This is a genomic window from Streptomyces indicus, assembly GCF_900100315.1.
GTDB classification, from domain to species: Bacteria; Actinomycetota; Actinomycetes; order Streptomycetales; family Streptomycetaceae; genus Streptomyces; species Streptomyces indicus.
Window position 1 is genome coordinate 230,916 of sequence record NZ_FNFF01000008.1, and the last position, 12,482, is coordinate 243,397.

Genomic DNA, 12,482 nt, shown 5'->3' on the forward strand with positions numbered 1-12,482 from the left:
CTCCAGTACGGGGACTCGGACCTGCTCCGACTCAACTGCCTTCGCCAGGAGCCGCGTTCGCCCCAAGGCCTCACACGCCCGCCTCACCCACTTCACCCACCTCACCCTTTCCCACTCCCGGACCAGGGGGTCCTCATGCCGGACACGACGTCCACGCCCTCCCAGCCCGACCGCCGCCGTCTGCCGCGCGCCGCCTTCGCCGCGGCGGCCGCGGTCGCCCTCTCCCTGACGGCCCTCGCCTCCGGCGCCCATGCCGACGGTCTTCAGCCGCCCCCGTTCCCGCCGCCCGGCGGCATCGAGGTGAACGAGAAGGGCGAGCCGCAGGGCGAGGGGAACAAGACCCAGCCCGTGGCGCCGGTGGCCCCGCCCGTCATCGAACCCGAGGAGCCCGCCGTCCCCGGTCTGCCCGAGCTGCCGCAGCTCCCGAAGGACGCGCAGTCCTGGAACCCGTTCTCGGGCGTGGCCGACCTCGTGCACGGGGCCGTGGACCCGTGGCTGGACATGTTCCGCCCGAAGAGCGCGCGTGGTGCCGCGACGGCCCCGCTGCCGCCGACCGCCACCAACTGGGGCACCGTCGTCAGCACCGACGAGCCGGCGCAGGCCAACGCGTGGGCCCTGCGCGCCCTCGGCGCGGGCGGCGGCGCGGACGCGCGGCTCGTCGAGGCGCATCTGCCGGCCCTGCCGCACGCCCCGGCCGCCGCGAACGTCACCAAGCCGCTGGAGCTCGGCAAGAAGTACTCCTTCGGCACCCTGCACCACCTCTCCGCCCGCACCTTCCTGCAGAACGGCGCGGTGCACGCGGAGGCCCGCATCGGCCGGGCCGAGCTGGGGGTCCCGTATCTGAAGGCTGCGGGCAAACCCGTACCGGAGAAGCGGCTGCCGGTGCGGCTCGAGCTGCGCGACGCGGTGACCACGGCCACCGGCCGGGCGGACCGCGCGCCCGAGTTCCGCACCGAGGTCGGCGGCGGCAGCGTGGTCTCGTTCGGGCGTGAACTGCACCGGTTCGACGGCCCGTTGAAGCCCAACACCGGTCTGCGCCTGCCCGCCGACAGCAAGCTGCCGGCCTGGGGTCTGCTCACGCTCAACGAGCAGATCACCACGGACGCGCAAGGGCACCCGACCACCGGCAAGCACGGCGGTTACGCCCCGGACCCGCAGGCCACCAGCGGCTATGCGAACGCGGCGCACCTCACGCTGCTGTTCCCCGAGGCGCTCGACATGACCGCCGGACACGCGGCCGTACTCCACAAGGGCACCCCGGCCCCGGACCAGGCGACCACCGCGCCGGCCAAGGGCACCCCGGCCGCCGGCCCTCACGCACAGTGACGGTCACGCCCCCCAGATGGCCCCTCCGGCATGCGGTTATCGCACTGCGTAGCGAGCCTCTAACTATCGGTGGCCGAATCCACTCCTCTCGGCCGCTCCCTCGCAACACCTCCTTCAGCTCCCGAAGAACCCACCCGGGACCCAACTCCCGGGAGAATCACCGAAAGAGAGGGTCGGCCATGGCCTCATGGCGCATTTCCGGGTCGCGCGCCCTGCTGACAGCGGGCGTCGCCCTGACCGCGGTGGCGGCCGCCACATTCCCGGCGCAGGCCGCCCACGCACCCGGCGGGGTCGACGACTGGGGCACCGTCGTCGACACCACGGACTGTGTCCAGGCCGACGCCTGGGTGGTCCGGGTGAAGGGCCTCGGCAAGATCATCGACGCCAAGCTCTTCCAGTCGCACTACCCGATCACCCCGCAGGCACCGAAGCAGCACGCGGGCGGCAAGGAGCTCGTGAACCTCGCCCCCAAGGGCATCGGCCTCGGCAAGGTCTCGGCGCTCTACTCCCGCGCGATGGGCCACGCCCACCCGGCGTCCACGTCCGGCGGCAGCGACGTCCCGGCACGCGGCGAGGTCTACGCGGACGCCGGCGGCGCGGCCGTCGACATCGGCCTGCCCTACATCCAGAACCCGACCGGCGGCACGCAGCTGTCCCCGTTCGGCGTGCACGTCGAGGGCATCTCGGTGTCCGCCTACTCGCAGCCGGGCAAGCCCGTCTCCTTCACGGGCGGCGCCGCACGCGGCTACATCTCGGTGGCGGGCGCCCGCATCATCGACATCCCGCCGATCTGGGCGGTCAACCTCGGCGTCCGCATCCCCGAGGACTACACCCAGGCCCCGCTCGCCCTCGCGACCACGAACGAGCAGGTCACGACGGACATCAAGGGCAACCCGACCAAGGGTCCCAACGGGGCGTACAAGTACGACCCGAAGTCCACGAGCGGCTACGTCAACGGCATCCACGCGAGCGTGCTCGGCACTGATGTCGCGGACGTGACGGTCGCCCACGCGGCGGTGCTGCGCGACCCGGCGATCACCGACAAGTTCGCGGTGAAGGCGCCCGCGCCGACCGGCCAGCGCGCCGGTTCGGACCGTGCCGCCGTCCCGGGCCTGCCCGAGAACAAGTCCTGCGCGCCGTTCGCCCCGCCCGGGGCCGCGGCCGCGGGCATGCGGGACGTGTCCTCCTGCTGGTAGTCCGCACGGCCGGTGGGGGTGCGCCCCGCACCGGCTGACAGGGGACTCCGACCTGACAGGGACTCCGACCTGACAGGGTCTCCGGACCGACCGGGCAGCTCGAAGCCGCCTGCCGTACGCCGAAAGAGCGTACGGCAGGCGGCTTCTCGCGTGCGGTGCGGCCCCGGACGAGCACCCGGGGCAAGGCTGGGCGGATATCGGATCCCCCGCCTGCCGAAGGAGACCACGGTGGCCGCACGACCCCACCGCCTACGCCGTACCGCCGCACTCGCCGTGCTCGCGGCGCTTGTTCTGCCGACCGCCGGATGCAGCGAGAAGCCGCAGAACATCCCGAAGGTCACCGGGGAGTTCGGCAGCCGGCCCCAGGTGGCGATGCCCAGCTTCCCGCCGCCGGAGCAGGCCCGGATGAAGGTCCTGTCGGAGGGCGACGGCCCCGTGACCCGCAAGGGCCAGGTCATCGTCACCGACGTAGACATGCGGATCTGGGAGAGCGGCCGCCCGCTGATGGACACGTACCGCCTCGAACAGCCCACCACCGCCGTGCTCGACGGCCAGCACGTCTCGCGTACGTGGGACCAGGCGCTGCTCGGCCGCAAGGCGGGCAGCCGCGTGCTGCTCGTCTCGCCGGCGACGCACGGCTTCGGTCCGCACGGGATGGCGCCCGCGCAGGTCACCCCCACCGACCACATGGTGCTCGTCTTCGACGTGATCGGCGGTTACGACCCCAAGGCGCAGGCCGCGGGGCCCGGCACGTGGCCCGCGGGTGACGGGTTCCCTTCGGTGCGCGTGAAGGCGGCGGGAGCCGAGCCGGTGCTTGCGGACTTCGGCGCGAAGCCGGAGAAGACCCGCGTGCGGACGCTGGCCGAGGGCAAGGGCCCGGTGGTCAAGCCCGGGAGCACGGTGGTGCTCCAGTACACGGGCGTGGAGTGGGGCAAGAAGACGCCGTTCAACTCGACGTATCTGCGCAACGGCCCCAACGGCTTCGTGATGAAGGACGCGGCCATGCTGCCCGGCTGGTTCGAGGCGCTGGACGGCAAGCGGGTGGGCAGCCGCCTCCTGGTCGCCGTGCCGGACGACGCACGACCCGGATTCACGCACACCAAGGGGGCGTTGGGGATGCCGAAGGACACGGCGGCCGCGTACGTACTGGATGTGATCGATACGCGGCGCCGCTGAGCGGAGTCCTGCCGTTTCCGTATCCACAGGCTGTGGATACGGAATGGGCGCACCGCGGTCCGAACCGGCCGCACGGCACAGCACCGCGGCCCCGGAGGCGGATGTCCTCCGGGGCCGCGGTGTGTTTCAGCGGATCACCGCTGCGGGGTGGTCACTCGCACTGGGCGGCACGCGTGCCGCCCGACGTGATCCAGCCACCGCAGTTGATGTCCTGCGACGCGTCCGCCTTCACCACGAAGGTGTCGAAGACGCGGTTGCCGCCGTTCGGGTCGCCCGGCGTGGACAGGTCCGTCCAGCCCTCGAGCTGACCGGAGGCGCCGGCGTCGACGGTCGTGTCGATGGTGATCGTCGGGGCCTGCTTGCCCGGCTGGATCACCGCGTCACGGACGCAGGTCACCGTACGGCCGACGATCTTGCAGTTCCAGCCCTCGCCCGCGGCCTTCACCGGCGTGACGCCCTCCGGGAAGGTGCGCGAGACGACCGTGGTGCCGGTGGTCGGGCCCGCGTCCGCGGCGTTGGAGACGTCCACGGTGAACTGCGCGGGCTTGCCCGCGACCACGTCGCCCTTGGGCTTGGTCACGACGCTCAGGTTCGGGTCCTTGACGGGCGCCGGCTTGACGTCGGTGGTGTCCTTGACCGGGCCGGAGCCCTTGCCGCCGGTGGTCGCCTCGGTGGTGCCCTCCAGCGGGCCCTTGGCGCCGTCGTCGACCTGGGTGCCGATGGAGATCGGCGGGTAGCTCTCGCCCGGGTTCAGGACGTCGGTGCCGGTGCCCGGACGGGTGCAGGTGACGGTCTGGCCGTCGATCTTGCAGGTCCAGCCCTCGCCGACCGCGGTGACGGGCGTGATGCCCTTCGGGAAGGTGCGGACGACCTTCACCTCACCGTTGGTGGCGCCGGCGTCGGGCTTGTTGGCCACGTCGATCTCGTACACGGCGGGGCCGCCGCCGGTCACGTCGCCCACCGGCTTGGTGGTGACGACGAGCGCCGGGTCCTTGGCGGGCGTGACGGTGAACGTGCTGGTGTCGGGCTTCGACGGGGCCGAACCCGGCGTCGTGGCCTGCGAGGTGACTTCCTTGTCACCCTTGGCGTCGGCCGCGACCTGGGTCTTCACGAGGACCGGCGGGTAGGAGTCGCCCGGCTTCAGCGCGTCGGCACCGCTGCCGGGGCGCTTGCAGGTGACGGTCTGGCCCGCGATGGTGCACTTCCAGCCGTCACCGGAGGCGGCGACGGGCTTGACGCCCTCGGGGAAGGTCTGGGTGGTCGTGACCTCACCGGTGGTCGGACCGGCCAGCTTGTCGTTGTGCGTGGTCATCTCGAACTCGGCCGGGGCGCCGCCGTTGACCGGGCCCTTCGGCGTGACGCTCGTCGACAGCTTCGGCGCGAGGGTCTCGAGCTTGACGTTCGCGATCTCGTGGATGCTGCTGTAGTCGCCGGTGCTGGCGGCGATGCCGATGCGGAAGGTGTCCGGCACCTTCGGCTGGCCCTTGATCTCGTCGAGGTCGACGGGCTCGATGACCTCGCGCAGCGGCGCGCCGTCGTGGAAGTCGATGGAGACCTTGAGCACGCCCTCGTGGGACAGCTCGATGATGGCCGTACGCCGGGCCTGATCGCGGTTCTGCGCCTCCGGCGGGGCCAGCTTGCGGTTCGACTGGTACGTGGCGACCAGCGGATTGTTGATGGAGGACGCGCCGCGGACCGTGATCGAGTTGGGCGTGCGCTCCTTCAGACCGCCGGACGCGCCGAAGCCGCCGGAGGTGAAGTTGCCCCACACGTCGAGACCGATGCCGAGGTAACCGCCCTCGATCTTGGCGTAGCCCAGACCCCAGCCGTTGATACCCGACTTGGTGGGCATCGGGGCGCTGCCGTCGAGCAGCATCAGCGCCATGCCGTCCGCGAGCTGGTTGCGCAGTCCGCCCTTGTAGATGGAGAAGTCCGCGGAGAACTTGATGCCGGACCGGGAGCCCACGGGCTTGCGCGAGATCACGTAGCCGTTCTGGGCCCGCTCGTTGGTGGTCAGGCGCAGCACGCCCTCACCGGGCTTGTCTCCGACGGCCTTGCCACAGGCCTTCAGCGGGCCTTGCTCACCGGTCGCCGCGGTCAGGCAGGCGTATCCGGTCGGGTCCTTGGGGTCGTACGGCCCGCCGTACCACTTGGACTCGTCCACGGTCGTACCGGTGAACTTCTCGCTGGCGATCTCCTCCGCCGAAGCGGAGAACGGAGCTGCGAGCGACAGCCCGAGGGCCACGGCCGTGGCCAGTGAGAGCGGGGCCGCGAGACGGCCCCTCAGCGGGCCCGCCTTCCGGCCGCGCCGGTGTCCGATATCCGTCATAAGGGGTGCCTCCTCGGGCGCACCACGCCCTGCACGGGTCCTGATGAGTGACGCCACGTACGCATTTGATTGCGTACAGTGACCGATTTTCGATCATCAGAACACCGGGCCGCAGACCCCGCGAACGGCGAAGCCCATGCGGGTGACGGGGTGTTCGCGCCGGAGAGCGAGTGCCCGTGCGGCACTTGGGGAGGACCCCTTCCGTCACTGTGCGTCAGCAGCGGCCGTGACGGAGCGTCTGGGTGGTGCGACCGCGCCCCGGGCCGTCCCTCACCCCTGCGGTGCGAGAGCGCCTCGGGTCGCCCTCAGCCCTTCCCGCCCGGAGCCTCCAGCCCCAGGACGCGGTCCTTCAGGGCCGGGAACTGCTCCCGCGTGGCCGCGACCCGTGCCGGGTCGAACTCCACGCGCAGGATCTCCTCGTCCGCGCCCGCCTCGCCGAGCACCTCGCCCCACGGGTCCACGGCGATCGAGTGGCCGGCCTGCTCCACGCCGGCGTGGGTGCCGGCCGTGCCGACGGCGAGGACGAAGCACTGGTTCTCCACCGCTCGGGCCTGCGCGAGCAGGGTCCAGTGGGCGCGGCGGCGCTCCGGCCAGCCGGCGGAGACGACCAGGGTCTCGGCGCCGCGGTCGACGAGGGTGCGGTAGAGCTCGGGGAAGCGCAGGTCGTAGCAGGTGGTCACGCCGAGGGTGGTGTCGGGCAGCGCGACCGTCACGGGCTCGGTGCCCGCGCCCATCAGCACGGCCTCGCCCTTGTCGAAGCCGAAGCGGTGGATCTTCCGGTACGTGGCGGCCAGTTGGCCGTCCGGGGCGAAGACGAGGGCCGTGTTGTAGAGGGTGCCGTCCGCGGCGCGCTCCACGACCGAGCCCGCGTGCAGCCAGATTCCGGCGTCGCGCGCGGCCTTCGACATGGCCTCGTACGTGGGCCCGTGGAGGGATTCCGCTTCCGCGGCGAAGAGTTCGTACCCGAAGGCCCCCGTCGGCCACAGCTCGGGCAGCACCACCAGATCGGCACCGGCCTCCGCGCGGACGAGCGAAGCCACGCGCTCCCGGCGGGAATTGACCGATTCCTCAGGGTTTACCGCGATCTGGATGAGCGAGGCGCGCACACTACCACCGTCCTGGCATTCGAACCGGCGGGCCGGCCGTCAACAACGCCTACGATCGTCACTCGAAAGCACTGCAAGGGGCCCTCGTGGCAGCGTAACTTAGGGCCGCGAGAGCCTCCCCCACCCTGCCGTCGCCGAGCCCGCGCACCCGAACCGCCCGAGGGGTCCCGTCCTGTGAGTCTCCATCCCAGCCTTCAGTCCTACGCCGACGCCTGGACCCACTCCGTGGAAGCGATATCCGAGCTGGTGCAGCCGCTCGCGGAAGGCGAGTGGAACTGGGCGACGCCCTGCCCCGGCTGGTCGGTGCGCGATGTCGTCTCCCATGTCATCGGCGTGGACTGCGAGATGCTCGGCGACCCCCGGCCCATCCACACGCTGCCGCGCGACCTGTACCACGTACAGACCGAGTCCCAGCGGTACATGGAGATGCAGGTCGACGTGCGCCGGCACCACACCGCGCCCGAGATGACCGCGGAGCTCGAGTACACGATCATCCGCCGCTCGCGGCAGCTGCGGAACGAGTCGCGGGACCCCGGGGCGAAGGTGCGCGGCCCGCTCGGCAGCGAGGAGACCCTCGAAGAGGCCATGCGCAGGCGGGCGTTCGACATCTGGGTGCACGAGCAGGACCTGCGGACCTCCCTGAAGAAGCCGGGCAACCTGGACTCCCCGGGCGCCCTCGTCGCCCGCGACGTGCTGCTCTCCGCGCTGCCGAAGGTGGTGGCCAAGAAGGCCGGTGCGCCCGCCAGTTCGGCCGTCGTCTTCGATGTGCACGGCCCGGTGGACTTCCTGCGGACGGTACGGATCGACGCGGACGGCCGCGGCACCGTGGACGGTGCGCCCTCGCTCGGCCCCGCCGTGACGCTCGCGCTCGACTGGGAGACCTTCTACAAGCTGGCCTGCGGGCGCACGAAGCCGGCCGCCGTCGCCGACCGCATCAAGGTCGAGGGCGACCAGGACCTGGCCCAGGCGATCCTCGACCACTTCGCTGTCACGCCGTGAGGCGGTGCCGCGGGGGCGGTCGGGTCACGCCGTGACGCGATGACGCACAGGCGGTCGCGTCACGCCGGTACGTGCACGGCCTCCACGCGGCTGGCCACGAGCCGTTCGCGCTCCCGGCGGGCCGCGTGCCGGCGCAGGCGCAGGATCTGTGTGACGCCGAGCGCCTCCAGGACGAAGATCGAGCAGAAGGCGATCCGGTAGTTGTCCCCGGTCGCGTCCAGCAGGACGCCGACCGCGAGCAGGGTGGTCATGGAGGCGACGAAGCCGCCCATGTTGACGATGCCGCTCGCCGTGCCCTGCCGCTCGGGCGGGTTGGCCGGGCGGGCGAAGTCGAAGCCGATCATCGAGGCGGGGCCGCAGGTGCCGAGCCCGACGCAGAGCAGCACGAGCAGCCACAGCGGGGTGCCGTCGCCGAACGGGCCGAGCGTCAGGCCCCACAGGAGCGCGGTGAGGGCGATCGTGCCGAGCGCGATCGGCGTACGGGCCCCTTGGTGGCGGGAGATGATCTGGCCGTAGACCAGGCCGATCGCCATGGTCGACAGGACGGTGACCGTGAGCAGTTCACCGGCGGCCCCGCGGCTGAGTCCCTGCGCCTCGACGAGGAACGGCAGGCCCCACAGGAGCGTGAACACCATCATCGGGAACTGCGTGGTGAAGTGCACCCACAGGCCGAGCCGGGTGCCGGGCTCGCGCCAGGCCGCGGCGATCTGACCCCGTACGAAGGCGAAGCCCTGCTGTCCCGGGGTCCGCACCGGCTCGGGAGCGTGGCCCTCGGGGTGATCCTTGAGGAAGAGCAGCATCAGGACGAGGACCACCACACCGGCGAGCGAGCTGCCGACGAAGGCGGCGGTCCAGCCCACCCCGTGCAGGAGGCGGGCCAGGAGCAGGGTCGAGACGAGGTTGCCGCCCATGCCGATCAGGCCGGCGAGCTGGGCGACCAGCGGGCCGCGGCGAGCGGGGAACCAGCGGGTGCCCAGGCGCAGCACGCTGATGAAGGTCATCGCGTCACCGCAGCCGAGCAGCGCGCGGGCGGCGAGCGCCATCCCGTACGAAGGGGCGAGCGCGAAGGACAGCTGGCCGAGCGTGAAGAGCACGGCCCCGAGGGTCAGCACCTTCTTGGTGCCGAGCCGGTCGACGAGCAGGCCGACGGGTATCTGCATGCCCGCGTACACGAGCAGTTGGAGGATCGAGAAGGTCGACAGGGCGGAGGCGCCCACGTCGAAGCGTTCCGCGGCGTCGAGACCCGCGACCCCGAGCGAGGTGCGGAAGATGACCGCGACGAAGTAGACGGCGACCCCGACCGACCAGACCAGGACGGCCTTCCTGCCGCCGGGCGGATCACCGGGCAGACGGACGGCGGCAGCACTCATCGGGCTTCACCGCGCGCGAGGGTGTGGAACCAGCCGATGTGCCGGTGGATCACGGCGACCGCCGCGTCCGCCTCGCCCGCGCGCAGCGCCTGAAGGATCTCGGCGTGCTCGGCGAGGGTCTTGGCGGTGCGGTCGGGGTGCGAGTGCATCACGGCGATGCCCATCCGCAACTGCCGGTCGCGCAGCTGGTCGTAGAGCTTCGAGAGGATCTCGTTGCCGCCGCTGCGCACGATCTCGGCGTGGAAGCACCGGTCGGACTGGGCCGCGCCCGCGTAGTCGCCGGCGGCGGCCTGCTCACGCTGTTGCTCCAGAAGTTCCTCGAGCCGGGCGATCAGCTGCGGCGGCGCGGGCACGGCCTTGCGCACCGCGTGCTCCTCGACGAGCAGCCGCGTCTCGACCACGTCGGCGATCTCCTGCGCCGATACGGGCAGCACGAGGGCGCCCTTCTTCGGGTACAGCTTCAGGAGCCCTTCGACCTCCAGCTTGAGCAGCGCCTCTCGTACGGGGGTGCGCGAGACCCCGACATCGGCGGCGAGCTCGCCTTCGGTGAGGAGGGTGCCGCCCTCGTAACGGCGTTCCAGGACGGCCTGCTTGACGTGCTGGTAGACGCGTTCGGCGGCGGGGGGCTGCTTCAGGGGCTTGAGGGCGGGAGCGGCGGCGGCAGGCATGCGCACAGCATAGATACAACACGTACGCAAGCCGAATCCCGTCCACGATGCGGGACGCCAAAGGATGCGGAAAAACCCCTCTATGCCCGGCGCAACCTCTCGGCCGTTTCAGCTGTCTCACCAGTGCGCACCTCGCTCAAGAGGCGGCGCCTTAGGGGCATTTGGAGCTTTCACCTTGAAGATGCGCATTGCGGGCACTGCTGTTCTCGTCGCGGGAACCATGCTCACCGGCGGAGCCCTGACCACCTCCGCACAGGCCGCCACGCTGGCCACCCCGTCCATCGCCGCCAAGGGCGGCTTCGTGATGAACAACGGGACGGGCAAGACCCTGTACACCAAGGGCGCGGACACCCGCCGGTCCACCGGCTCGACCACCAAGATCATGACGGCCAAGGTGGTGCTGTCCCAGAAGAATCTGAACCTGGACTCCAAGGTCACGATCCAGAAGGCGTACAGCGACTACATCGTCAAGAACAACGCCTCGTCGGCCCGGCTGATCGTCGGCGACAAGGTGACCGTCCGCCAGCTCCTGTACGGGCTGATGCTCCCCTCCGGGTGCGATGCCGCGTACGCGCTGGCCGACAAGTTCGGCACGGGGTCCACGCGCGCGGCCCGCGTGAAGTCCTTCATCGGCAAGATGAACAAGACCGCCAAGGACATGGGTCTGAAGAACACCCACTTCGACTCCTTCGACGGCATCGGCAAGGGCTCGAACTACTCGACGCCCCGCGACCTGACGAAGATCGCCTCGTCCGCGATGAAGAGCTCCACGTTCCGCTCCATCGTGAAGACGAAGTCCACGAAGCAGAAGGTCACGACCAAGTCCGGCGGCTACCGCTACATGTCCTGGTCCAACACGAACACCCTGCTGGGCACGTACAAGGGCGCCATCGGCGTCAAGACGGGTTCGGGCCCGGAGGCCGGCTACTGCCTGGTGTTCGCGGCCACGCGCAACGGCAAGACGGTCATCGGCACCGTCCTGAAGTCCACCTCGGCGAACGCGCGCGCGTCCGATGCGAAGAAGCTGATGGACTACGCGTTCAAGAAGTAGGCGTTCAAGAAGTAGGCGCGGACTCCTCGGCGGGCCGGGTGGTCGCTTCCGACGAGGCGACCACCCGGCCCGTCCGCGTTCCGGCGAGGGCCGCGAGGACCACGGCCGCCAGGGCGAGCGCGGCGCCCGCGAAGGTCGCGGCGGTGATCTCCGCGTCGCCGTGCGGCAGCAGTCCGTCGAGCAGCAGCGAGCCGAGCAGCTGGCCGGTGATGGTGCACAGCCCGAGCACCAGGACGCCCAGCTTCTGCACGGTGGCCACGGCGATGGAGATGAAGGCGATCCCGACGACGCCGCCGAGGTAGAGATACGGCTCGGACGGCAGGCCGGCGGGGATGCCGCGGAAGGCGGCGTGCACGAGGAAGACCAGGAAGAGGGCCGTCGCACCCGTCGCGAAGTTGAAGAACGTGCCCGTGTAGGCGGAGCCGGCGGTGTTCTTCACATGGCCGTTGACGGCCTGCTGCCAGCTGACGAAGACGCCCGCGACGAGGGGCAGAGCGAGCAGCGCGTACGGAAATCCGCCGCCGACCTTGTCGGCCATGGAGATGCCCACCGCGACGAGCACGAGCACAGCGCCGACGACCCTTCGGCGGGTGGGCCGCTGCGGTCCGGCGGGCCCGAGCCCCATCCGGTCGAAGACGAGGCCGCCGCCGACCTGCCCGGCGACCACGGCGACCGTGAAGAGGGCCACGCCCAGCGCGGTGACGGTGAGGCCCTGGGCGAGGACGAAGGTGGCACCGCCGCAGCCCCCGAGCACCTGCCACCACTTGAGCCGCCCCGCCCGTACGGCGTCGAACACGCGCCGCACCCCGCGCCGCGGCTCCCGCACCAGGAGCAGCCCGAGCGCGAGCACCACGAGCCCGGACCCGAACGAGATCACCGCCCCCGCAAACCCGTCCCCGCCGAGCCCGGCAGCCAGCTCCCCGTTGATCCGGGACTGGAGTGCTATGAGGGCGCCGGAAAAGATGGCAAGCCCCACCCATGGGGCGGTGCTGAGACGCATGACGGGTCCTTGTGCTGACGGGTACAGGGGGCGGAGCCCCCGCTGGGGGCGCGGAGCCCCGCTGAGGTGCGGAGCCCCGCTGAGGTGCGGAGCCCCGCAGGGAGCTTGCGGCCGCAGTCGGCAAAAAATCAACCCGCTCCGGCCCCGGGGGCAGCCCCGCCGGGGTGCAGGGGCGGAGCCCCGCTGGGGTGCAGGGGCGGAGCCCCGCTGGGGTGCAGGGGCGAAGCCCCGCTGGGAGCTTGCGGGCGCAGTCGGCAAAAA

Annotated in this window: 10 protein-coding genes; 5 read left to right on the forward strand and 5 right to left on the reverse strand. The window is 71.3% G+C overall.

The annotated features are described in order from the left end of the window. The first annotated feature begins 135 nt into the window (after positions 1 to 135). The 3 genes from BLT97_RS21215 (at position 136) to BLT97_RS21225 (ending at position 3,698) form a co-directional block, all read left to right on the forward strand. The gene (locus tag BLT97_RS21215; RefSeq protein WP_093612611.1) at positions 136 to 1,326 is read left to right on the forward strand and encodes a hypothetical protein; all 1,191 of its coding nucleotides are present in this window, start codon (positions 136 to 138) and stop codon (positions 1,324 to 1,326) included. Between the two features lie 179 nt (positions 1,327 to 1,505). Then, positions 1,506 to 2,522, forward strand: coding sequence for a hypothetical protein (locus tag BLT97_RS21220; RefSeq protein WP_093612613.1), 1,017 nt, complete (start codon positions 1,506 to 1,508; stop codon positions 2,520 to 2,522). 228 nt (positions 2,523 to 2,750) lie between these two features. Continuing rightward, positions 2,751 to 3,698: an FKBP-type peptidyl-prolyl cis-trans isomerase gene (locus BLT97_RS21225; protein ID WP_093612615.1), complete on the forward strand. Its 948-nt coding sequence runs from the start codon at positions 2,751 to 2,753 to the stop codon at positions 3,696 to 3,698. Positions 3,699 to 3,849: 151 nt separating this feature from the next. On the opposite strand, the gene BLT97_RS21230 is transcribed toward BLT97_RS21225, so the two are convergent. Both BLT97_RS21230 and BLT97_RS21235 read right to left on the reverse strand, forming a co-directional pair. After that, positions 3,850 to 6,027 (reverse strand): L-type lectin family protein, encoded by a 2,178-nt coding sequence (locus tag BLT97_RS21230; RefSeq protein WP_093612617.1) that lies wholly within the window; start codon positions 6,025 to 6,027, stop codon positions 3,850 to 3,852. Between the two features lie 305 nt (positions 6,028 to 6,332). After that, positions 6,333 to 7,133, reverse strand: a complete 801-nt coding sequence (locus BLT97_RS21235; protein ID WP_093612619.1) for a carbon-nitrogen family hydrolase — start codon at positions 7,131 to 7,133, stop codon at positions 6,333 to 6,335. Between the two features lie 174 nt (positions 7,134 to 7,307). On the opposite strand from BLT97_RS21235, the gene BLT97_RS21240 reads away from it, so the two are divergent. After that, a complete protein-coding gene (locus BLT97_RS21240) occupies positions 7,308 to 8,132 on the forward strand; it encodes a maleylpyruvate isomerase family mycothiol-dependent enzyme (protein ID WP_093612621.1) in 825 nt (274 codons plus the stop codon). Between the two features lie 59 nt (positions 8,133 to 8,191). Here BLT97_RS21240 and BLT97_RS21245 read toward each other — a convergent pair whose 3' ends face one another. Beyond that, complete coding sequence (locus tag BLT97_RS21245; protein WP_093612623.1) at positions 8,192 to 9,502, reverse strand: MFS transporter; 1,311 nt, start codon at positions 9,500 to 9,502, stop codon at positions 8,192 to 8,194. Next, positions 9,499 to 10,170, reverse strand: a complete 672-nt coding sequence (locus BLT97_RS21250) for a GntR family transcriptional regulator (protein WP_093612775.1) — start codon at positions 10,168 to 10,170, stop codon at positions 9,499 to 9,501. Before BLT97_RS21250 ends, BLT97_RS21245 begins: the two co-directional genes overlap by 4 nt. 181 nt (positions 10,171 to 10,351) lie before the next feature. On the opposite strand from BLT97_RS21250, the gene BLT97_RS21255 reads away from it, so the two are divergent. Further along, positions 10,352 to 11,221: a D-alanyl-D-alanine carboxypeptidase family protein gene (locus tag BLT97_RS21255; RefSeq protein ID WP_093612777.1), complete on the forward strand. Its 870-nt coding sequence runs from the start codon at positions 10,352 to 10,354 to the stop codon at positions 11,219 to 11,221. Positions 11,222 to 11,225: 4 nt separating this feature from the next. Here the strand turns inward: BLT97_RS21255 and BLT97_RS21260 are convergent, their stop codons facing one another. After that, positions 11,226 to 12,221: a DMT family transporter gene (locus BLT97_RS21260; RefSeq protein ID WP_093612625.1), complete on the reverse strand. Its 996-nt coding sequence runs from the start codon at positions 12,219 to 12,221 to the stop codon at positions 11,226 to 11,228. Between the last annotated feature and the right edge of the window lie 261 nt (positions 12,222 to 12,482).

Coding starts and splice junctions, on each gene's coding strand:
- BLT97_RS21220 (WP_093612613.1), top strand. CDS start 1,506: ATGGCCTCATGGCGCATTTCCGGGTCGCGCGCCCTGCTGACAGCGGGC.
- BLT97_RS21245 (WP_093612623.1), bottom strand. CDS start 9,502: ATGAGTGCTGCCGCCGTCCGTCTGCCCGGTGATCCGCCCGGCGGCAGG.
- BLT97_RS21215 (WP_093612611.1), top strand. CDS start 136: ATGCCGGACACGACGTCCACGCCCTCCCAGCCCGACCGCCGCCGTCTG.
- BLT97_RS21230 (WP_093612617.1), bottom strand. CDS start 6,027: ATGACGGATATCGGACACCGGCGCGGCCGGAAGGCGGGCCCGCTGAGG.
- BLT97_RS21255 (WP_093612777.1), top strand. CDS start 10,352: ATGCGCATTGCGGGCACTGCTGTTCTCGTCGCGGGAACCATGCTCACC.
- BLT97_RS21260 (WP_093612625.1), bottom strand. CDS start 12,221: ATGCGTCTCAGCACCGCCCCATGGGTGGGGCTTGCCATCTTTTCCGGC.
- BLT97_RS21250 (WP_093612775.1), bottom strand. CDS start 10,170: ATGCCTGCCGCCGCCGCTCCCGCCCTCAAGCCCCTGAAGCAGCCCCCC.